General features: G+C 54.8%; 21 protein-coding genes, 1 pseudogene and 1 other annotated feature. Of the genes and pseudogenes, 17 read left to right on the forward strand and 5 right to left on the reverse strand.

Annotation, left to right across the window (positions count from 1 at the left end):
• Positions 1-142: 142 nt before the first annotated feature.
• Entirely contained in the window at positions 143-613 is a 471-nt protein-coding gene (gene creA, locus ACOTX5_RS17840; protein ID WP_017383825.1) for a protein CreA, read from the forward strand.
• Positions 614-661: 48 nt separating this feature from the next.
• Here the strand turns inward: creA and arcA are convergent, their stop codons facing one another.
• Positions 662-1,378, reverse strand: coding sequence for a two-component system response regulator ArcA (gene arcA / locus ACOTX5_RS17845; RefSeq protein ID WP_045911291.1), 717 nt, complete (start codon positions 1,376-1,378; stop codon positions 662-664).
• Positions 1,379-1,473: 95 nt separating this feature from the next.
• On the opposite strand from arcA, the gene yjjY reads away from it, so the two are divergent.
• The 7 genes from yjjY to ACOTX5_RS17880 all read left to right on the forward strand — a co-directional run bounded on the left by yjjY (position 1,474) and on the right by ACOTX5_RS17880 (position 8,280).
• Positions 1,474-1,614 (forward strand): protein YjjY, encoded by a 141-nt coding sequence (gene yjjY, locus ACOTX5_RS17850; protein ID WP_001541509.1) that lies wholly within the window; start codon positions 1,474-1,476, stop codon positions 1,612-1,614.
• Positions 1,615-2,013: 399 nt separating this feature from the next.
• On the forward strand, positions 2,014-2,700 hold the full coding sequence (locus ACOTX5_RS17855; protein ID WP_045911290.1) for a tRNA/rRNA methyltransferase: 687 nt from the start codon (positions 2,014-2,016) through the stop codon (positions 2,698-2,700).
• Positions 2,701-2,911: 211 nt separating this feature from the next.
• Positions 2,912-2,980, forward strand: a complete 69-nt coding sequence (gene thrL / locus ACOTX5_RS17860; protein ID WP_015572623.1) for a thr operon leader peptide — start codon at positions 2,912-2,914, stop codon at positions 2,978-2,980.
• Positions 2,919-3,036 (forward strand) — a sequence feature (Thr leader region). Its footprint overlaps the gene before it by 62 nt.
• Positions 3,037-3,060: 24 nt before the next feature.
• Positions 3,061-5,523, forward strand: coding sequence for a bifunctional aspartate kinase/homoserine dehydrogenase I (thrA, locus tag ACOTX5_RS17865; RefSeq protein WP_045911289.1), 2,463 nt, complete (start codon positions 3,061-3,063; stop codon positions 5,521-5,523).
• 1 nt (position 5,524) lies between these two features.
• Positions 5,525-6,454, forward strand: coding sequence for a homoserine kinase (thrB, locus tag ACOTX5_RS17870; RefSeq protein ID WP_022650380.1), 930 nt, complete (start codon positions 5,525-5,527; stop codon positions 6,452-6,454).
• A gap of 3 nt (positions 6,455-6,457) precedes the next feature.
• Positions 6,458-7,744, forward strand: a complete 1,287-nt coding sequence (gene thrC / locus ACOTX5_RS17875) for a threonine synthase (protein WP_039271764.1) — start codon at positions 6,458-6,460, stop codon at positions 7,742-7,744.
• Between the two features lie 248 nt (positions 7,745-7,992).
• Entirely contained in the window at positions 7,993-8,280 is a 288-nt protein-coding gene (locus ACOTX5_RS17880) for a DUF2502 domain-containing protein (protein ID WP_015572627.1), read from the forward strand.
• A gap of 32 nt (positions 8,281-8,312) precedes the next feature.
• Here ACOTX5_RS17880 and yaaA read toward each other — a convergent pair whose 3' ends face one another.
• Both yaaA and ACOTX5_RS17890 read right to left on the reverse strand, forming a co-directional pair.
• Positions 8,313-9,086, reverse strand: a complete 774-nt coding sequence (gene yaaA, locus ACOTX5_RS17885) for a peroxide stress protein YaaA (protein ID WP_015572628.1) — start codon at positions 9,084-9,086, stop codon at positions 8,313-8,315.
• A gap of 66 nt (positions 9,087-9,152) precedes the next feature.
• Positions 9,153-10,586, reverse strand: coding sequence for an alanine/glycine:cation symporter family protein (locus ACOTX5_RS17890; RefSeq protein ID WP_023303057.1), 1,434 nt, complete (start codon positions 10,584-10,586; stop codon positions 9,153-9,155).
• Between the two features lie 262 nt (positions 10,587-10,848).
• On the opposite strand from ACOTX5_RS17890, the gene tal reads away from it, so the two are divergent.
• From tal to ACOTX5_RS17905, 3 genes are all read left to right on the forward strand, one after another.
• Positions 10,849-11,802: a transaldolase gene (gene tal, locus ACOTX5_RS17895; RefSeq protein WP_003856481.1), complete on the forward strand. Its 954-nt coding sequence runs from the start codon at positions 10,849-10,851 to the stop codon at positions 11,800-11,802.
• A 110-nt stretch (positions 11,803-11,912) separates the two neighbouring features.
• Positions 11,913-12,500, forward strand: coding sequence for a molybdopterin adenylyltransferase (mog, locus tag ACOTX5_RS17900; protein ID WP_003856479.1), 588 nt, complete (start codon positions 11,913-11,915; stop codon positions 12,498-12,500).
• Positions 12,501-12,622: 122 nt separating this feature from the next.
• Positions 12,623-13,945, forward strand: a complete 1,323-nt coding sequence (locus ACOTX5_RS17905; protein ID WP_045141628.1) for an MFS transporter — start codon at positions 12,623-12,625, stop codon at positions 13,943-13,945.
• Here the strand turns inward: ACOTX5_RS17905 and satP are convergent.
• Positions 13,922-14,488 carry an acetate uptake transporter gene (satP, locus tag ACOTX5_RS17910; RefSeq protein ID WP_003856474.1) on the reverse strand — a complete coding sequence of 189 codons (567 nt, stop codon included), beginning with the start codon at positions 14,486-14,488 and terminating at the stop codon, positions 13,922-13,924. The two genes, ACOTX5_RS17905 and satP, sit on opposite strands and share 24 nt — an antisense overlap.
• A gap of 296 nt (positions 14,489-14,784) precedes the next feature.
• Between satP and dnaK the strand changes: the two genes are divergently transcribed.
• The 4 genes from dnaK to nhaR all read left to right on the forward strand — a co-directional run bounded on the left by dnaK (position 14,785) and on the right by nhaR (position 20,238).
• Positions 14,785-16,698: a molecular chaperone DnaK gene (gene dnaK / locus ACOTX5_RS17915; protein ID WP_006810169.1), complete on the forward strand. Its 1,914-nt coding sequence runs from the start codon at positions 14,785-14,787 to the stop codon at positions 16,696-16,698.
• A gap of 87 nt (positions 16,699-16,785) precedes the next feature.
• A complete protein-coding gene (gene dnaJ, locus ACOTX5_RS17920; protein WP_014830600.1) occupies positions 16,786-17,931 on the forward strand; it encodes a molecular chaperone DnaJ in 1,146 nt (381 codons plus the stop codon).
• A 172-nt stretch (positions 17,932-18,103) separates the two neighbouring features.
• On the forward strand, positions 18,104-19,279 hold the full coding sequence (gene nhaA / locus ACOTX5_RS17925) for a Na+/H+ antiporter NhaA (protein ID WP_017383817.1): 1,176 nt from the start codon (positions 18,104-18,106) through the stop codon (positions 19,277-19,279).
• Between the two features lie 59 nt (positions 19,280-19,338).
• Complete coding sequence (gene nhaR, locus ACOTX5_RS17930) at positions 19,339-20,238, forward strand: transcriptional activator NhaR (protein ID WP_017694543.1); 900 nt, start codon at positions 19,339-19,341, stop codon at positions 20,236-20,238.
• A gap of 58 nt (positions 20,239-20,296) precedes the next feature.
• Here nhaR and rpsT read toward each other — a convergent pair whose 3' ends face one another.
• Positions 20,297-20,560: a 30S ribosomal protein S20 gene (rpsT, locus tag ACOTX5_RS17935; protein WP_003856458.1), complete on the reverse strand. Its 264-nt coding sequence runs from the start codon at positions 20,558-20,560 to the stop codon at positions 20,297-20,299.
• A gap of 115 nt (positions 20,561-20,675) precedes the next feature.
• Here rpsT and ACOTX5_RS17940 point away from each other — a divergent pair.
• Positions 20,676-20,881, forward strand: a pseudogene (locus ACOTX5_RS17940) (DUF2575 domain-containing protein); the annotation flags it as partial.
• A 7-nt stretch (positions 20,882-20,888) separates the two neighbouring features.
• A complete protein-coding gene (gene ribF / locus ACOTX5_RS17945; protein WP_003856456.1) occupies positions 20,889-21,815 on the forward strand; it encodes a bifunctional riboflavin kinase/FAD synthetase in 927 nt (308 codons plus the stop codon).

Genomic DNA, 21,815 nt, shown 5'->3' on the forward strand with positions numbered 1-21,815 from the left:
TTTAGCATTCAGTGTTTTTTTTGCGCATAAATGCTTTTTGTAGTGATTTATGTGCGGATATATTCTAATCCTGTGATCTTGCTACATTTTTATCTAACCTGTTGAATAATCGCTCAGCGTAATTTTTATGAATGGTAACAATATGAAATACAAGGTTTTAGTCTTTGCAGCACTGGCGCTGATGGCAGGGCGCGTGGCACAGGCGGAGCAAATTGGCTCCGTGGATACTGTGTTTAAAATGTTTGGGCCGGACCACAAAATTGTGGTGGAAGCCTTTGACGATCCGGACGTTAAAAACGTCACCTGCTATGTCAGCCGGGCAAAGACCGGCGGGATTAAAGGCGGCCTGGGGCTGGCTGAAGACACGTCTGACGCGGCCATCTCCTGCCAGCAGGTTGGCCCGGTGGAATTGAGTGACAAAATCAAAAACGGCAAAGCGCAGGGCGACGTCGTATTCCAGAAACGGACCTCGCTGGTGTTCAAAAAGCTACAGGTGGTCCGTTTTTATGACGCGAAGCGTAACACCCTGGCTTATCTGGCTTATTCCGACAAAGTCGTGGACGGCTCACCGAAAAACGCGATAAGCGCGGTACCGATTATGCCGTGGCATTGATAAAAAAAACGGCGCAAATGCGCCGTTTTTTACTGCGTGACGGGAGAATTACTCCTGGAGGTCACCGCAGAAACGATAGCCTTCACCATGGATCGTGGCGATGATTTCCGGCGTATCCGGCGTAGATTCGAAGTGCTTACGAATACGACGGATGGTTACGTCAACGGTACGATCGTGTGGCTTCAACTCACGACCGGTCATTTTCTTCAGCAGTTCTGCACGGGACTGGATCTTGCCCGGGTTCTCGCAGAAGTGCAGCATCGCGCGGAATTCACTGCGCGGCAGTTTGTACTGCTCACCGTTCGGGCCAATCAGCGAACGGCTATTGATATCAAGTTCCCAGCCGTTGAATTTGTAGCTGTCGACGCTACGACGCTCTTCACTTACCGTACCCAGATTCATGGTGCGGGACAGCAGGTTGCGTGCACGAATGGTTAACTCGCGAGGGTTGAACGGCTTGGTGATGTAGTCATCCGCGCCGATTTCCAGACCAAGAATTTTATCAACCTCGTTGTCACGGCCCGTCAGGAACATCAACGCGACGTTCGCCTGTTCACGCAGTTCGCGCGCCAGAAGAAGCCCGTTTTTGCCCGGCAGGTTGATATCCATAATCACCAGGTTGATATCATTTTCAGAAAGGATCTGATGCATCTCTGCGCCATCGGTCGCTTCAAAGACATCGTAGCCTTCTGCTTCGAAAATGCTCTTTAACGTGTTGCGTGTTACCAACTCGTCTTCAACGATAAGAATGTGCGGGGTCTGCATGTTTGCTACCTAAATTGCCAACTAAATCGAAACAGGAAGTACAAAAGTCCCTGACCTGCCTGATGCATGTCGCAAATTAACATGATCGGCTTAACGTGACTAAAGTACGTAATTGCGTTCTTGATGCACTTTCCATCAACGTCAACAACATCATTAGCTTGGTCGTGGGTACTTTCCCTTTGGACCCGACAGTGTCAAAAACGGCTGTCATCCTAACCATTTTAACAGCAACATAACAGGCTAAGTGACACCGGACACCCAATAAAACTACGCTTCGTTGACATATATCAAGTTCAATTGTAGCACGTTAACAGTTTGATGAAATCATCGTAGCTGAATGCTAGCCTTTGTCACAATTTTTCAATAAACCAACTAGTTGCGGACATTGATTGATAAACGGTACGAATCCAATCAGAAAAGAGTATTCATATGGTCATTATCATTACAAAACATAAGGATAATGGACTTCTGTTAACATTCTAACTGATTGTTCAGCCACAAAATAGTTTAGCTTTTTTTAATTGTTATGAAACGCTATTTCGGTGATTTGTGTTGCAAAATTGTAAATTCGTGCTGCGTAATATGTTGAACTGAATCACATTTTTACCTGCTAACTGATTAAAAAGAGAACGTAAATGCATCTGTCGATTGTGCTGGTGGCACCAGCAAGAGCTGAAAATATTGGCGCTGCGGCGCGTGCCATGAAGACTATGGGTTTTACCGATTTGCGTATTGTGGACAGCACGGCGCATCTGGAGCCTGCTGCGCGCTGGGTGGCGCACGGTTCGGGTGATATTCTCGATAATATAACCACTTACGCTACGCTCGCCGACGCACTCCACGATATTTCGTTTACCGTCGCGACGACCGCGCGCAGCCGGGCGAAGTTTCACTATTACGCCACGCCTGCTGAACTGGTGCCGATGCTGGAAGAGAAAAGCCAGTGGCTGGAGAAAGCCGCGCTGGTGTTTGGGCGAGAAGATTCCGGGCTGACTAACGAAGAGCTGGAGCTGGCTGACGTGCTGACGGGCGCGCCGATGGTGGCGGATTATCCGTCACTCAATCTGGGGCAGGCGGTGATGGTCTATTGCTATCAATTAGCATCCTTAATACAAATTTCTCAGCCACCGGTGACAGTTTCGGATGAAAACCAGCTGGCGGCACTGCGTGTTCGTGCAGATAAGCTTCTTGAGCAGTTGGGCGTCGCTGACGATCAAAAAATGGTGGACTGGTTACAGCAGCGCCTGGGGCGTCTTGAGCAGCGCGATACGGCAATGCTGCACCGATTGCTTCATGATATTGAAAAAAAATTAGCCGAGTAAAATAGTGTCATAGGTTTTTATTATGGCCGATCCTGCTGATGTCTGGGGTTGCATCTGGGTTATTCCGATGAAAATAAATCTGCCCGCAGCGGGACGTGAGAATGTCCCGAATTGTGATCGAATTAAAAATTCATTGACTTAAGGGGCTCGATCCTTTAACCCTAAAAGAATAGAGCACAGACAGATAATAATGACAGAGTACACAACATCCATGAAACGCATCAGCATCACCACCATTACTACAACCATCATCATTACCACAGGTAACGATGCGGGCTGACGCGTACAGGAAAAACAGAAAAAAGCCCGCACCTGAACAGTGCGGGCTTTTTTTTCGGCTAAAGGAAATGAGGTAGAACCATGCGAGTGTTGAAGTTCGGCGGTACGTCAGTGGCAAATGCAGAACGTTTTCTGCGTGTTGCCGATATCCTGGAAAGCAACGCCAGGCAGGGGCAGGTTGCCACCGTGCTCTCTGCCCCGGCCAAAATCACGAACCACCTGGTGGCGATGATTGAAAAAACCATCGGTGGTCAGGATGCACTACCGAACATCAGCGACGCCGAGCGTATCTTTGCCGATCTGCTTCAGGGGCTGGCCGACGCCCAGCCTGGTTTCCCGCTGGCGCAGCTGAAAAGCACCGTTGAACTTGAATTTGCCCAGATTAAACACGTTCTTCACGGTATCAGCCTGCTTGGTCAGTGTCCGGACAGCATCAACGCGGCGCTGATTTGCCGGGGTGAAAAACTCTCTATCGCCATCATGGCAGGCGTGCTGGAAGCGCGCGGTCACCACGTGACGGTCATCGATCCGGTTGAAAAACTGCTGGCTGTGGGCCACTACCTTGAATCCACCGTCGACATTGCCGAGTCGACACGCCGTATTGCGGCGAGCAAAATTCCGTCTGACCATATGATCCTGATGGCAGGCTTTACCGCCGGTAACGAGAAGGGCGAACTGGTGGTGCTGGGGCGTAACGGCTCTGACTACTCCGCCGCCGTGCTGGCGGCCTGTTTACGCGCAGACTGTTGTGAGATCTGGACTGACGTCGACGGCGTTTATACCTGCGATCCGCGCCAGGTACCGGACGCCAGGCTGCTGAAGTCGATGTCGTACCAGGAAGCGATGGAGCTTTCCTACTTCGGCGCTAAAGTTCTTCACCCGCGTACCATCTCCCCGATTGCCCAGTTCCAAATCCCTTGCCTGATTAAGAATACCGGTAACCCTCAGGCGCCGGGCACGCTGATTGGCGCCAGCGCGGATGAAGATGACCTGCCGGTGAAAGGCATTTCTAACCTCAATAACATGGCGATGTTCAGCGTCTCCGGCCCGGGGATGAAGGGCATGGTCGGCATGGCGGCACGCGTCTTTGCCGCTATGTCCCGCAACGGGATCTCCGTGGTGCTGATCACGCAGTCTTCTTCCGAATACAGCATCAGCTTCTGCGTTCCGCAGGGTGATTGCCTGCGTGCCCGTCGCGCGCTGGAAGAAGAGTTCTATCTGGAGCTGAAAGAAGAGCTGCTGGAGCCGCTCTCGATTCAGGAGCGTCTGGCGATTATCTCTGTGGTCGGCGACGGCATGCGCACCCTGCGCGGTATCTCCGCCAAATTCTTTGCCGCGCTGGCGCGGGCTAATATCAATATCGTGGCGATTGCCCAGGGCTCATCAGAGCGTTCCATTTCCGTTGTCGTGGATAACGATGACGCCACTACCGGCGTGCGCGTGGTGCATCAGATGCTGTTCAACACCGACCAGGTGATTGAGCTGTTCCTGGTGGGCGTCGGTGGTGTCGGTGGCGCGCTGCTGGAGCAGGTGAAGCGCCAGCAGGAGTGGCTTAAGAAGAAACATATCGATTTGCGCGTTTGCGGCATTGCGAACTCGAAAGCGTTGCTGACTAACGTCCACGGTCTGAATCTGGAAAACTGGCAGGCGGAGCTGGAAGAGGCGAAAGAGCCATTTAACCTAGGCCGCCTGATCCGCCTGGTGAAAGAATATCACCTGCTTAACCCGGTGATTGTTGACTGTACCTCCAGCCAGGCGGTGGCCGATCAGTACGCCGACTTCCTGCGCGAAGGGTTCCACGTGGTGACGCCAAACAAAAAGGCCAACACCTCGTCGATGGATTACTATTATCAGCTGCGGCTGGCGGCGAGTAAGTCGCGCCGTAAGTTTCTGTATGACACCAACGTGGGCGCGGGCCTGCCGGTCATCGAGAACCTGCAAAACCTGCTGAACGCGGGCGACGAACTACAGCGTTTCTCCGGCATCCTCTCCGGCTCCCTGTCGTTTATCTTCGGCAAGCTGGACGAAGGGATGAGCTTGTCGGAAGCCACCCGCGCCGCGCGCGAGCTGGGCTACACCGAGCCGGATCCGCGCGACGACCTCTCCGGCATGGACGTGGCGCGTAAGCTGCTGATCCTGGCGCGCGAAACTGGCCGCGAGCTGGAGCTTTCGGATATCGTGATTGAGCCGGTGCTGCCAGCAGAATTTGATGACAGCGGTGACGTCAGCGCCTTTATGGCCAGTTTGCCGCAGCTTGACGACGCCTTTGCCGCACGCGTTGCGAAAGCCCGTGATGAAGGTAAGGTATTGCGCTATGTTGGCAACATTGAAGAAGACGGCGTCTGCCGGGTGAAGATTGCCGAAGTGGATGGCAACGATCCGCTGTACAAGGTGAAAAACGGCGAGAACGCCCTGGCGTTCTACAGCCATTATTATCAGCCACTGCCGCTGGTGCTTCGCGGCTATGGCGCAGGGAATGATGTGACGGCGGCAGGCGTGTTTGCCGATCTGCTGCGTACCCTGTCATGGAAGTTAGGAGTTTAAGATGGTTAAAGTATATGCCCCGGCTTCCAGCGCCAATATGAGCGTCGGATTTGACGTGCTGGGCGCGGCGGTCACGCCGGTGGACGGTTCGCTGCTGGGCGATACGGTTACGGTTGAGGCGGCAGAGCGCTTCAGCCTGAATAACATCGGCCGCTTCGCCAGTAAGCTGCCGTCTGAACCGCGCGAGAATATCGTTTATCAGTGCTGGGAACGCTTCTGTCAGGAGATCGGCAAAAACGTGCCGGTCGCCATGACGCTGGAAAAGAGCATGCCGATTGGTTCGGGGCTGGGCTCGAGCGCCTGCTCGGTGGTCGCCGCGCTGGTGGCGATGAATGAGCATTGCGGCAAGCCGCTGAACAACAGCCGTCTGCTGGCGCTGATGGGCGAGCTGGAAGGGCGCATCTCCGGCAGCATTCATTATGATAACGTGGCGCCGTGCTTCCTTGGCGGCATGCAGCTGATGATTGAAGAAAATGGCATCATCAGCCAGCAGGTGCCAGGGTTTGATGAGTGGCTGTGGGTGCTGGCCTATCCGGGCATTAAAGTGTCTACCGCCGAAGCGCGTGCGATCCTGCCGGCGCAGTATCGTCGTCAGGACTGTATCGCCCACGGGCGTCATCTGGCGGGCTTTATTCACGCCTGCTACACCCGTCAGCCGCAGCTGGCGGCGAAACTGATGAAAGACGTCATTGCCGAGCCGTATCGCACGAAGCTGCTGCCGGGCTTTAACGAGGCGCGACAGGCATCCATGGATATCGGCGCACAGGCGTGCGGCATCTCCGGCTCCGGCCCGACGCTGTTCGCCTTATGCGACAAGCCAGACACCGCGCAGCGCGTGGCGGACTGGCTCTCTAAACACTACCTGCAAAATCAGGAAGGCTTTGTTCATATCTGCCGTCTGGACACGGCTGGCGCACGAGTACTGGGATAACGAATGAAACTCTACAACCTTAAAGATCATAACGAGCAGGTCAGCTTCGCGCAGGCGGTAACGCAGGGGCTTGGCAAAAATCAGGGGCTGTTCTTCCCCCACGACCTGCCGGAATTTCAGCTGACCGAAATCGATGAGCTGCTGAAGCAGAACTTTGTCACCCGCAGCACCAAAATTCTGTCTGCCTTTATCGGCGACGAAATCCCGCAGGAGCTGCTCGAAGAACGCGTGCGTGCGGCGTTTGCTTTCCCGGCGCCGGTGAAGCAGGTGGAGCCTGACGTTGGATGTCTGGAGCTGTTCCACGGCCCGACGCTGGCGTTCAAAGATTTCGGCGGTCGCTTTATGGCGCAGATGCTGACCCACATCAGCGGCGACAAACCGGTGACCATTCTTACCGCGACTTCAGGCGATACCGGAGCGGCGGTGGCCCATGCGTTCTACGGCCTGAAAAACGTCCGCGTGGTGATCCTCTATCCGAAAGGCAAAATCAGCCCGCTTCAGGAAAAACTGTTCTGCACCCTTGGGGGCAACATTGAAACCGTGGCGATCGACGGCGATTTCGATGCCTGTCAGGCGCTGGTGAAGCAGGCCTTCGATGACGAAGAGCTGAAGGCGGCGCTGGGGCTGAACTCTGCCAACTCCATCAACATCAGCCGTCTGCTGGCGCAGATCTGCTACTACTTCGAAGCGGTGGCGCAGCTGCCGCAGGACGCGCGCAATCAGCTGGTGGTTTCCGTGCCAAGTGGGAACTTCGGCGACCTGACGGCAGGCCTGCTGGCGAAATCACTCGGCCTGCCGGTGAAGCGCTTTATCGCCGCCACCAACGCCAACGACACCGTGCCGCGTTTCCTGAAGGACGGAAAATGGGCGCCGAACGCGACTCAGGCCACGCTCTCCAATGCGATGGATGTGTCACAGCCTAACAACTGGCCGCGTGTGGAAGAGCTGTTCCGCCGTAAGGTCTGGCGTCTGGGCGATCTGGGTTACGCAGCGGTGACGGACGAAACCACTAAAGCCACCATGCGCGAGCTGAAAGCGGTGGGCTATACCTCTGAGCCGCACGCGGCGATTGCCTATCGTGCCCTGCGCGATCAGCTTCAACCGGGTGAGTATGGTCTGTTCCTCGGCACCGCCCATCCGGCCAAGTTCAAAGAGAGCGTGGAAGCGATCCTGGGGGAAACGCTGCCGCTACCAAAAGAGCTGGCCGATCGCGCCGACCTGCCGCTGCTGTCTCATGAGCTGCCCGCAGACTTTGCCGCGCTGCGTAAGCTGATGATGACCCGAGCGTGATTGTGCTGCCCGGTGGCGGCTTCGCCTTACCGGGCCTACAACGGCGAACTCATCGTAGGCCGGGTAAGCGCAGCGCCACCCGGCTTTTTTGTGAAGAAATTAAGGAGAAAAACAGCAGGAAAAAAGCAGAAATTCCCAATAAATGCGGTCACTTAGCGTTTAGGATTGCAGAGAATAACATCCCCCGTCCCCATCACGTACTCTCCTTACATCGGCCCACGTTGGGCAAGAAGAATAAGGAGTCACCTATGTCTACCCTGAAACCTGCACTTATCGCGCTTTCACTGATGCTGGTCGCTCCCATGGCGGTGCAGGCAGCTGAGATCACCCTCGTGCCAGCGGTAAAACTGCAAATTGGCGATCGGGATAATAACGGGCACTACTGGGATGGCGGCCGCTGGCGCGACCATGACTGGTGGAAAGCGCACTATGACTGGCGCGATAACCACTGGCGTCCACACGATGAACATCGCGATCGTGACGATCACCACCGTCATGACGATCGTCGCCCGGGCCCGGACCGGAAGCACCATTAACACAAACCCCGCCAGCTGGCGGGGTTGTCTTTTTATTGCTCGTGACGCTTAAACACCAGCTCGTTTTTTCCTGACGATGCCTCGTCGAAAAAATACCCTTCACTGTTAAAGCCAGTGAGCTGCTCTGGCTTCGTCAGACGGTTTTGAATGATGAAGCGGCTCATCAGACCGCGCGCTTTTTTGGCGTAGAAGCTGATCACTTTAAATTTGCCGTTTTTCTCGTCGAGGAACACCGGCTTGATAATGTCCGCATCCAGCTTCTTCGGCTTCACCGATTTGAAGTACTCATCGGAGGCCAGGTTGATCACCACGTTGTCCCCCTGGGCTTGCAGCGCCGCGTTAAGCTTGTCGGTAATGACATCGCCCCAGAACTGGTACAGATCTTTACCTTTAGCGTTTTCCAGGCGGATACCCATCTCCAGACGATACGGCTGCATCAGATCCAGCGGTCGCAGCACCCCGTACAGGCCCGATAACATGCGCAGATGCAGCTGGGCAAAATCGAAATCGGCTTCGCTAAACGTTTCTGCTTGCAGGCCAGTGTAGACGTCACCTTTGAAGGCCAACAGCGCCTGGCGGGCGTTGGCGGGCGTGAAGTCAGGCTGCCACTCATGAAAACGGGTGGCATTCAGGTCGGCGAGTTTATCGCTGATGCTCATCAGCGAAGCGATTTGCGGAGCCGAAAGCTTACGCGCCTCGTGGATCAGCTGTTGCGAGTAGTCCAGCAATTCCGGCTGGGTATAACGCTCAGTGGCGAGCGGGCTCTGGTAGTCGAGCGTTTTGGCAGGTGAAATCAGAATCAGCATATCCAGTCCTTGCAGGAAATTTAGAGCGACTTTAACAAAAAATCGCCCTGAATTGATCGATAGCTGTTATTGCCGCGGCAAATCATCCCAGGTGCCAGGGGCAATTTGTGACTCGATTTCGGGATAGCGTGAGGCGTCAAAGACGGGCTGTACGCCGAGCTTGCGCTGACGCAGATAATCGCGCGCGATCAGCGCCACAACCGGTGAAAGCAGCAAAATGGCCGTCAGGTTCGTGATGGCCATCAGCGCCATAATGACGTCCGCTATTTGCCAGATCATCGGCATGCTGAGCAGGCAACCTACAAACACCATCGCCAGCACGCCCGCGCGAAGGATGTTGCGGGCCAGACGCGAGTCAACTTTCAGGAAGATAAGGTTGTTTTCGGCATAGATATAGTTCACCGCAATGGAACTAAAGGCAAAAAGTCCCACGACAAGTGCGACAAGGCCCGCGCCCCAGCTGCCGACGAGGGAGACCAGCGCCTGTTGTACCCAATGAATGCCTGCCGTACTACCGGACGGTTGTTCAGCGGCACCGGCCAGCAGCATTATCATCGCGCTGGCGGAGCAGATAACAATGGTGTCTGTGAAGACGCCAATCATCTGTACAATGCCCTGCGCGGCGGGATGTGGGGGCCAGGATGCGGCCGCTGCGGCGGCATTCGGCGTGGAGCCCATTCCCGCTTCGTTGGAGAACATACCCCGCTGAAAACCCGCAGTGAGTGCCTGGCTAAGGGTGTAACCCAGCGCGCCGGAAGCCGCTTCGCGCCAGCCGAACGCGCTTTGGAAAATGGTGACGATGACGTTCGGCACCTCATCGATATGTATCGCGCATACCATCAGGCTGGTGGACACCCACAGCAGCGCCATCAGCGGAACCAGCCACTGCATCAGGCGGGCAACCCCTTTGAGCCCGGTCACAATGGTCAGCAGGGTGAGAAGGGCAAGCGCGCCGCCCGTCAGCCACTCCGGACAATTGAAGGCAAAGCGCAGCGCGTGGGCGACGGAATTTGCCTGAACGGTATTGAAAATAAGGCCATAGGCAATCAGCAAAAAGATCGAGAACAGAACGCCCATCCAGCGCATTCCCAGCCCGCGAGCCATATACCAGGCGGGACCGCCGCGAAACTGACCTTTGCCGTCTTTTTCTTTGTAGAGTTGCGCAAGCGAGCATTCAGCAAAGGAGGTGGCCATACCGATAATCGCCGTCACCCACATCCAGAATACCGCGCCCGGACCGCCCGCGCCGATCGCCAGCGCGACACCGGCCAGGTTACCGCTGCCGACGCGCGCGGCCAGGCTGGTACAGAGCGCCTGAAACGAGGTCAGGCCGCCCGGCTGTGGGGTGACGCTGTTTTTCAGACTTCTGCCAAATTTGCGGATATAGCGAAACTGAATCAGACCGCTGCGCCACGTAAACCAGATACCTGCTCCTGAAAGCAGGTATATCATGATCGAACCCCAGAGGACTTCGTTGATAAAGAAAAAGAAATCAGGCACTAACGTCCCTCTTGTTGATGCCAAAGTGAATATGTAAGCGCTACCACTGATTGTGCATGCTGTTACTTAGCAGCCTGTTAATATTCTGAGTTTATCATACTCTGCCTAAGCGCACTGTCTGCGGTTGCGCTGCCTCTCACTCGTGTTATCATCAGGGCAGACCGGTTACATCCCCCTAACAAGTAAACCTGTCATTTTTCCGCTGCTGGCAAGCTGTCGGTAGTGTGAATTATCCAGGGCACGTTAAAAGAGAAACACTATCATGACGGATAAATTGACCTCCCTTCGTCAGTTCACCACTGTCGTCGCTGACACCGGAGATATCGCGGCAATGAAGCTGTACCAGCCGCAGGATGCCACAACCAACCCTTCTCTGATCCTTAACGCCGCGCAGATCCCTGAGTATCGCAAACTGATCGACGAGGCGGTGACCTGGGCAAAAGCACAGAGCAATGACCGCGCGCAGCAGGTTGTGGATGCTACTGACAAACTGGCAGTGAACATCGGTCTGGAAATCCTGAAGCTCGTTCCTGGCCGTATCTCTACCGAAGTTGATGCTCGCCTGTCCTACGACACCGAAGCGTCTATCGCAAAAGCAAAACGCCTGATCAAACTGTACAACGATGCGGGCATCAGCAATGACCGTATCCTGATCAAACTGGCGTCTACCTGGCAGGGCATCCGCGCTGCTGAGCAGCTGGAAAAAGAAGGCATCAACTGTAACCTGACTCTGCTGTTCTCCTTCGCGCAGGCGCGTGCATGTGCCGAAGCTGGCGTATACCTGATTTCTCCGTTCGTGGGCCGTATTCTGGACTGGTACAAAGCCAACACCGACAAGAAAGAGTACGCGGCGTCTGAAGATCCAGGCGTGATTTCAGTGACTGAAATCTACGAATACTACAAACAGCACGGCTATGAGACCGTTGTTATGGGCGCAAGCTTCCGTAACGTCGGCGAAATCATCGAGCTGGCTGGCTGTGACCGCCTGACCATCGCTCCTGCGCTGCTGAAAGAGCTGGCAGAAAGCGAAGGTGCTATCGAGCGTAAACTGTCCTACACCGGCGAAGTGAAAGCACGCCCTGAGCGCATCACCGAGTCCGAGTTCCTGTGGCAGCACAACCAGGATCCAATGGCCGTAGATAAACTGGCGGACGGTATCCGTAAGTTTGCTATCGACCAGGAAAAACTGGAAAAAATGATCGGCGACCTGCTGTAATCATTCTGCGTGACCGGGTTCCCGGTCACGCGTCTTTCCCCCGCCTCTGTCTGAATTTTCTCTCTGCGTGTATCATTCCCTTTAATCAGTACTTTTTGAATGGAATGGATATGAATACCTTACGCATCGGCTTAGTGTCGATTTCTGACCGCGCCTCCAGCGGTGTTTATCAGGATAAAGGCATCCCTGCTCTGGAAGCGTGGCTGGGCAGCGCGCTCACTACCCCGTTTGAGATCCAGACTCGCCTGATCCCGGACGAGCAGCCGATCATCGAGCAAACCCTGTGTGAACTGGTGGATGAGATGAGCTGCCACCTGGTGCTGACGACGGGCGGAACCGGCCCCGCGCGCCGCGATGTAACGCCGGACGCGACGCTGGCTATCGCCGATCGTGAAATGCCGGGCTTCGGTGAGCAGATGCGCCAGATCAGTCTACACTTTGTCCCGACGGCCATTCTTTCCCGTCAGGTCGGGGTGATCCGCAAACAGGCGCTGATCCTGAACCTGCCGGGGCAGCCGAAGTCGATAAAAGAAACGCTTGAAGGGGTAAAAGCCGAGGACGGCAGCGTTATCGTCCACGGTATCTTTGCAAGTGTACCGTATTGTATACAACTGCTTGACGGTCCGTACGTGGAAACTGACGGCAATGTGGTAGCAGCATTTCGCCCTAAAAGCGCTCGCCGCGAAACAATCTCCTGAAATTCTTTAAAATGTGACATTAGCGCCAGCCGCGGTAGCGTGTAAATGGATTTACGATATAGTAATTTTTTCTTTACGATTACTGTAAAAAATAATCCACAACACATGCACAATGGTTCGCTATGTCACATAACACCCGACCTCTGAATCGACAGGACTACAAAACCCTCACGCTCGCTGCCCTGGGCGGCGCGCTGGAGTTTTACGACTTCATCATCTTTGTCTTCTTCGCCGCCGTTGTGGGGGCGCTGTTTTTCCCGGCGGATATTCCGGAATGGCTGCGTCAGGTACAAACCTTCGGCATTTTCGCTGCCGGCTATCTGGCGCGTCCGCTGGGCGGCATTGTCATGGCGCACTTTGGCGATCTGGTCGGGCGCAAGAAGATGTTTACCCTCAGCATCCTGCTTATGGCCGTGCCGACGCTGGCGATTGGGCTTTTGCCTACCTATGAGTCGATGGGCATTATCGCCCCGTTATTGCTGCTGCTGATGCGTATTCTCCAGGGCGCGGCCATCGGCGGGGAAGTGCCGGGCGCCTGGGTGTTTGTCGCTGAGCACGTCCCGGTGCGCCGCATCGGCATTGCGTGCGGAACGCTGACCGCAGGGCTGACGATCGGGATCCTGCTTGGCTCCGTGGTTGCAACCATCATCAATACCAGCATGACGCAACAGGCCGTTCACGACTGGGGCTGGCGTATACCGTTCCTGCTGGGCGGGGCGTTTGGGCTGGTGGCAATGTACCTGCGACGCTGGTTGCAAGAGACGCCAATATTTCTGGAAATGCAGCAGCGGAAGGCGCTGGCGCAAGAACTGCCGGTGAAAACCGTAGTAGTGCGGCATAAAAAAGCGGTAATGGTGTCGATGCTTCTGACCTGGCTGCTGTCTGCGGGGATCGTGGTGGTCATTTTGATGTCGCCGGTCTGGCTGCAAAAACAGTACGGTTTTGCGCCTGCCGTGACGTTACAGGCGAACAGTATCGCGACAATTATGCTCTGCTTTGGTTGTCTGGCCGCCGGGCTGGCGGCGGATCGTTTCGGCGCAAGCGCGACCTTTATTGTCGGCAGTTTGCTTCTGGCCGCGTCGAGCTGGGCATTTTATCATCTTGCGGGCACCCATCCTGAACAGCTGTTCCTGCTGTACGGTGTCGTCGGGCTGTGCGTGGGCGTCGTTGGCGCCGTACCGTACGTAATGGTCCGCGCCTTCCCGCCGGAGGTACGCTTCACTGGGATCTCTTTCTCTTATAATGTCTCGTATGCCATTTTCGGTGGGCTGACCCCGATTGTGGTGACGGTGTTGATGGGGGTGTCACCCCTTGCACCTTCGTGGTACGTGCTGGCGTTATCGCTGATGGGACTGGTTTTGGGGGTGTGGCTTCGCCAGTCAGAGGGACGTCGTGCCCGCGACGCGGGCACGACAGAGGGATCAGTGTTTTTCACCAATCGGTAGAATGGTGCGGTCGAACTGCTCGTTCAGCACTTCACCCATGGCCAGGTAGATTGCGCTTGCGCCGCAAACCAGACCTACCCAGCCGGCAACGTGAACGATGCCTTCGTTATCCGCCAGGTGACCGATGGCCAGCAGAGCGAACAGTACGGTCAGGCTCAGGAAGACGAATTGCAGTGCGCGGTTCGCCTTAAGGGTACCGAAGAACATGAACAGGGTGAACACGCCCCACAGTCCCAGGTACACGCCCAGGAAATGGGCGTTTGCCGCCTCTGCCAGGCCCATTTTAGGCATCAGCAGAATTGCGACCAGAGTCAGCCAGAAGGAACCGTAAGAGGTAAAGGCGGTTAAGCCGAAGGTGTTGCCTTTCTTATATTCCAGCAGGCCCGCAAAGATCTGTGCGATACCGCCGTAAAAAATGCCCATCGCCAGGATAATGCCGTCCATCGGGAACATCCCGATATTGTGCAGGTTCAGCAGAATGGTGGTCATGCCAAAACCCATCAGGCCCAGCGGAGCCGGATTAGCCAACTTAGTGTTGCCCATAAGTCCTCAAAAAAATCATCATTAATATGGTGAAATGGTTAAACCCGCGCCAGTTCTACCTGACGGGGCGCGGCATCATAATGGGCGGCATCGACGCCGTCTATGATCTCACCGGGGTGAAATTAAAAAATTTTTTATCCTTCCCCCTTGATGGATGCCGTTGTGACCCCATCTTGTAAGCAACCGCAGTGTGTGGACCTGAAAAAAATCAAATCTGGGCAGTTGAAAAAGCACGTTCTGCCCTTATTACAGGTACACAACCACATGTTGACTGAATTTTTAGTGGAGACGTTTAGATGGGTAAAATTATTGGTATCGACCTGGGTACTACCAACTCTTGTGTAGCGATTATGGATGGCACTACTGCACGTGTGCTGGAGAACGCCGAGGGCGATCGCACCACGCCTTCTATCATTGCTTATACCCAGGATGGTGAAACTCTGGTTGGTCAGCCGGCTAAACGTCAGGCCGTGACAAACCCGCAAAACACCCTGTTTGCGATCAAACGCCTGATTGGCCGCCGCTTCCAGGACGAAGAAGTTCAGCGTGACGTTTCCATCATGCCTTACAAAATCATCGCAGCCGATAACGGCGATGCATGGCTTGATGTGAAAGGCACCAAAACGGCACCTCCGCAGATCTCTGCTGAAGTGCTGAAGAAAATGAAGAAAACCGCGGAAGATTACCTGGGTGAACCGGTAACTGAAGCTGTTATCACCGTACCTGCTTACTTCAACGATGCTCAGCGTCAGGCAACCAAAGATGCTGGCCGTATCGCAGGTCTGGAAGTAAAACGTATCATCAACGAACCAACCGCAGCAGCACTGGCTTACGGTCTGGATAAAGAAGTTGGCAACCGTACTATCGCGGTTTACGACCTGGGTGGTGGTACCTTCGATATCTCTATTATCGAAATCGACGACGTTGACGGCGAAAAAACCTTCGAAGTTCTGGCAACCAATGGTGATACCCACCTGGGTGGTGAAGACTTCGATACCCGTCTGATCAACTACCTCGTTGACGAGTTCAAGAAAGATCAGGGCATTGACCTGCGTAACGACCCGCTGGCCATGCAGCGACTGAAAGAAGCCGCTGAGAAAGCGAAGATCGAGCTGTCTTCCGCTCAGCAGACCGACGTGAACCTGCCGTACATCACCGCAGACGCGACCGGTCCAAAACACATGAACATCAAAGTGACCCGTGCGAAACTGGAAAGCCTGGTAGAAGACCTGGTGAACCGTTCTATCGAGCCACTGAAAGTTGCATTGCAGGACGCTGGCCTGTCCGTGTCTGACATTCAGGACGTTATCCTGGTAGGTGGTCAGACTCGTATGCCAATGGTTCAGAAGAAAGTGGCTGAGTTCTTTGGTAAAGAGCCACGTAAAGACGTGAACCCGGACGAAGCGGTTGCTATCGGTGCTGCGGTTCAGGGTGGTGTTCTGACGGGTGAAGTAAAAGACGTACTGCTGCTGGACGTTACCCCGCTGTCTCTGGGTATCGAAACCATGGGTGGCGTGATGACTCCGCTCATCAACAAAAACACCACTATCCCGACGAAACACAGCCAGGTGTTCTCTACCGCTGAAGACAACCAGTCTGCGGTAACCATCCATGTGATTCAGGGTGAGCGTAAGCGCGCGGCGGATAACAAATCTCTGGGTCAGTTCAACCTGGACGGTATTAACCCGGCACCACGCGGCATGCCACAGATCGAAGTCACCTTCGACATCGATGCTGACGGTATCCTGCATGTGTCTGCGAAAGACAAAAATAGCGGTAAAGAGCAGAAGATTACCATCAAGGCATCTTCTGGCCTGAACGAAGCGGAAATCGAAAAAATGGTTCGTGATGCCGAAGCTAACGCGGAATCCGACCGTAAGTTCGAAGAGCTGGTTCAGACCCGTAACCAGGGTGACCATCTGCTGCACAGCACCCGTAAGCAGGTTGAAGAAGCGGGCGATAAACTGCCAGCGGAAGACAAAACTGCGATCGAAACTGCACTGAGCGCGCTGGAAACGTCTCTGAAAGGCGAAGACAAAGCGGACATCGAAGCGAAGATGCAGGAGCTGGCACAGGTTTCTCAGAAGCTGATGGAAATCGCTCAGCAGCAGCACGCACAGCAGCAGGCGGGCGCTGATGCTTCCCAGAACAACGCGAAAGACGACGATGTTGTCGACGCTGAGTTCGAAGAAGTGAAAGACAAAAAATAATCGCCCTGATGCAGGGTAAGTAATCGGCACGGGCGTAGGAGAATTCTCCACGCCCGTGCTCGCATGTTAAGGGGCTTAAAAAAACCAATGGCAAAGCAAGACTATTACGAGATTTTAGGCGTTCCGAAAACTGCGGAAGAGCGTGAAATCAAAAAGGCGTATAAGCGCCTGGCCATGAAATTCCACCCTGACCGTAATCAGGGTGACAAAGAGGCTGAAGCCAAATTTAAAGAGATTAAAGAAGCCTACGAAGTCCTGACCGATGCACAAAAACGTGCGGCCTATGATCAGTACGGTCACGCGGCCTTTGAACAGGGCGGCATGGGCGGCGGTGGATTTGGTGGCGGCGGCTTCGGCGGCGGCGCTGATTTCAGCGATATCTTTGGTGATGTATTTGGCGATATCTTCGGCGGCGGACGTGGTCGTCAGCGCGCGGCGCGCGGCGCAGACCTGCGCTACAACATGGAGCTGACGCTTGAAGAAGCGGTTCGCGGCGTCACCAAAGAGATCCGTATTCCGACGCTGGAAGAGTGTGACGTTTGCCACGGCAGCGGCGCGAAAGCGGGGACTCAGCCACAGACCTGCCCAACCTGTCACGGTTCCGGTCAGGTGCAGATGCGCCAGGGCTTCTTCGCGGTGCAGCAGGCCTGTCCGCACTGTCATGGTCGCGGTACGCTGATTAAAGATCCGTGCACCAAATGCCACGGTCACGGTCGCGTGGAGAAAACCAAAACACTGTCCGTTAAGATCCCGGCAGGCGTGGATACGGGCGACCGCATCCGTCTGGCAGGTGAGGGTGAAGCCGGCGAGCACGGCGCACCGGCAGGCGATCTGTACGTTCAGGTTCAGGTGAAGCAGCACGCCATCTTCGAGCGTGAAGGTAACAACCTGTACTGTGAAGTGCCGATCAACTTTGCGATGGCGGCGCTGGGTGGCGAAATCGAAGTGCCGACGCTGGACGGTCGCGTTAACCTGAAAATCCCTGGCGAAACCCAGACCGGGAAGCTGTTCCGCATGCGCGGCAAAGGCGTTAAATCCGTTCGCGGTGGCGCGCAGGGTGACCTGTTATGCCGCGTGGTCGTGGAAACGCCGGTCGGCCTGAACGATAAGCAGAAACAGCTGCTGAAAGAGCTTCAGGAAAGCTTTGGCGGCCCGACGGGTGAGAAAAACAGCCCGCGCTCCAAAAGCTTCTTCGATGGCGTCAAAAAATTCTTCGACGATTTAACCCGCTAACCCGCCAGCTGGTTACTATCCTTTAAAGCCCGGAAGCGATTCCGGGCTTTTTGTTTATAGCGTTATTCCTCGGTTAAACTGAATATATACCCAATATTAATCTGTTTTTACCGATCTGTTTGCGCTGATATTATGGTTTTACCGAGGTATTGTTGTAAAAGAGAGTTTAAACGTGAAATTACTACACCGTTTCTTTAGCAGTGAGGCATCCGGCGGCGTCATCCTGATTATTGCTGCTGCGGCCGCTATGCTGCTCGCCAATATGGGCATGACGCGCGATCTCTATCACGCATTTCTGGAAACGCCCGTCGAGCTGAAAGTCGGGGCGCTGGAAATTAACAAGAACATGCTGCTGTGGATCAACGATGCGCTGATGGCGGTGTTCTTCCTGCTGGTGGGTCTGGAGGTTAAACGTGAGCTGGTGATCGGTTCGCTTGCCAGCCGTCAGCGCGCGGCGTTTCCGGTGATCGCGGCGATTGGCGGGATGATCGTTCCGGCGTTGCTCTTTCTCGCGTTTGCGTGGCAGGATCCGGTTGCGCGTGACGGCTGGGCGATCCCGGCCGCAACGGATATCGCGTTTGCGCTCGGGGTCTTAGCCTTGCTCGGTAGCCGCGTCCCGGTAGCACTGAAAATTTTCCTGATGGCGCTGGCGATTATCGATGATCTGGGCGCTATCGTGATTATCGCGCTGTTCTACACCAGCGATCTGTCGGTTCTGTCGCTGAGCGTGGCGGCCGTGGCTATTGTGGTGCTGGCCTTGCTGAACGTCTTCAACGTCCGACGTACGGGTATTTATATTCTGGTGGGCATGGTGCTGTGGACGGCGGTGCTGAAGTCTGGCGTGCATGCCACGCTGGCGGGCGTCATCGTTGGCTTCTTTATTCCGCTGAAGGAGCAGGACGGCAAATCGCCTGCCAGACAGCTGGAGCATGTGCTTCATCCGTGGGTGGGCTTTATGATCCTGCCGCTGTTTGCGTTTGCCAACGCGGGTGTTTCCCTGGCCGGGGTTACCCTGGACGGACTCACCTCCGTGCTGCCGCTGGGTATCATCGCCGGTCTGTTTATCGGTAAGCCGCTGGGCATCAGCCTGTTCTGCTGGCTGGCGCTGAAGCTGAAGCTGGCGTCATTGCCAAACGGGACCACCTTTAGCCAGATTATGGCCGTCGGCGTGCTGTGCGGTATTGGATTCACCATGTCGATCTTTATCTCGACGCTGGCGTTTGGCGCAAATGCGCCTGAGCTTATCGTCTGGGCAAAACTCGGCATTCTCATCGGGTCATTACTGGCCGCAGTCATTGGTTATACCTTGTTGAAGGTGAAATTGTCCGGACAGGCTGTCCAGGCATAACGGAAAACCGGGAGGAGGGGGCTCCTTCTCCCGATACACACTCAGGGAGAGAACACGCGATGTCTCATTTGAATTACAACCATCTTTATTACTTCTGGCACGTTTATAAACAGGGCTCGGTCGTGGGGGCGGCAGAAGCGCTTTACCTGACGCCACAAACCATTACCGGGCAAATCAAAGCCCTGGAAGAGCGGTTACAGGGCAAATTGTTCAAGCGCAAGGGCCGTGGGATTGAGCCCAGTGAGTTGGGCGAGCTGGTGTTCCGCTATGCGGATAAAATGTTCACCCTGAGCCAGGAGATGCTGGATATCGTCAACTACCGCAAAGAGTCTAACCTGCTTTTTGACGTGGGGGTGGCGGATGCGCTGTCCAAACGGCTGGTGAGTGGCGTGCTGGATGCGGCGGTGGTGGAAGATGAACAGATCCATTTACGCTGCTTTGAGTCCACTCACGAGATGCTGCTTGAACAGCTGAGCCAGCATAAGCTGGATATGATTATTTCGGATTGCCCTATCGATTCCACGCAGCAGGAAGGCTTGTTCTCGGTGAAAATTGGCGAATGCGGCGTCAGTTTCTGGTGCATCAATCCGCCACCGGAAAAACCGTTTCCTGCCTGCCTGGAAGAGCGCCGCTTGCTGGTGCCGGGTCGGAGGTCCATGCTCGGACGGAAGCTGCTGAACTGGTTTAACTCGCAGGGGCTGAACGTAGAAATTCTCGGTGAGTTCGACGATGCGGCGCTGATGAAAGCCTTTGGCGAAGCGCATAACGCTATCTTCGTTGCTCCGACGCTGTACGCGCACGATCTCTATTCAGACGACAAAATAACCGAGATCGGCAGGGTGGATAACGTGATGGAAGAGTATCACGCCATATTCGCCGAAAGGATGATTCAGCACCCGGCGGTGCAGCGAATCTGCAATCGCGACTATTCGGCGCTGTTTACGCCGCCGGTAATCTGAAGACATAAAAAAACCCGCGTTAAGCGGGTTCTTTCAAACAAGCAACAACAAGTGGCGATTAAGCCAGTTTGTTGATCTGCGCGGTCAGGTTTGCTTTATGACGCGCTGCTTTGTTTTTGTGGATCAGACCTTTAGCAGCCTGACGATCCACGATTGGTTGCATTTCGTTAAATGCGTTCTGCGCTGCAGCTTTGTCGCCAGCTTCGATAGCTGCGTATACTTTCTTGATGAAAGTACGCATCATAGAGCGACGGCTTGCATTGTGCTTACGAGCCTTTTCAGACTGAACGGCACGTTTCTTAGCTGATTTGATATTAGCCAAGGTCCAACTCCCAAATATGATCTATGTGGACAATTCAAAGGCCGAGGAATATGCCCTCTATACCTTCTTTTGTCAATGGATTTGTGCAAATAAGCGCCGTTAATGTGGCGACGCTACGTTACGTAGTGATGGCGCAGGATTCTACCAGCTTGTCGTTCGTGAATACAGCTTTTCGGCGTAAAAATCGCAGTTCGCGGACAGATTTTTTTGCTGCGAAAGGTCAGCGTGATGAAATCATACGGCTTTCTGTTTAGCGTGAACAATCGCCGGTTAACCTTAACCGCTGTACAAGGTATACTTTGGCGATTTTCACTGTTTTGAGCCAGTCATGAAGCTGATACGCGGCATACATAATCTCAGTCAAGCCCCGCACGGGTGCGTGCTGACCATTGGTAATTTCGACGGCGTGCATCGTGGGCATCAGGCGCTGTTGCAGGGATTGCGTAAAGAAGGCGAGGCGCGAGGCCTGCCCGTCGTGGTGATGATTTTCGAGCCTCAGCCGCTGGAGCTGTTTGCAGGCGAGAAATCCCCCGCGCGGCTGACGCGTCTGCGTGAGAAGTTACGCTACCTGGCGGAGTCAGGGGTGGACTACGTCCTGTGCGTACGGTTCGACCGTCGTTTTGCCGCGCTGACCGCACAAAATTTTGTCAGCGACCTGTTGGTCAGGCAGCTTGGCGTGCAGTTTCTCGCCGTGGGCGATGATTTCCGCTTTGGCGCTGGTCGTCAGGGCGATTTCTTGTTATTACAGAAGGCTGGCCTGGAGTACGGGTTTGACGTCACCAGCACGATGACCTTCTGTGAGGGCGGCGTGCGCGTCAGCAGCACGGCGGTACGTCAGGCGCTGGCGAACGATGAACTGGACACGGCAGAAACGCTGCTGGGTCACCCGTTCACAATTTCAGGTCGCGTGGTCCATGGCGATGCGCTGGGCCGCACGATAGGTTTCCCGACGGCGAATATACCGCTGCGTCGTCAGGTCTCCCCGGTTAAAGGGGTCTATGCGGTGGAAGTGGCAGGACTGGGCGAGAAGCCTTTCTACGGCGTCGCCAACATTGGCACACGTCCAACGGTTGCCGGTGTGCGTCAACAGTTAGAAGTACACCTGCTGGACGTTGTAATGGACCTGTATGGTCGCCATATAGATGTGATACTGCGTAAAAAAATACGCAATGAACAGCGATTCGCTTCGCTGGATGAACTTAAGGCGCAAATCGCGCGAGATGAATTAACGGCCCGCGAGTTTTTTGGGCTTTAG

It is taken from the genome of Enterobacter cloacae complex sp. IR5441, assembly GCF_049238215.1.
Taxonomy (GTDB): domain Bacteria; phylum Pseudomonadota; class Gammaproteobacteria; order Enterobacterales; family Enterobacteriaceae; genus Enterobacter; species Enterobacter hormaechei_C.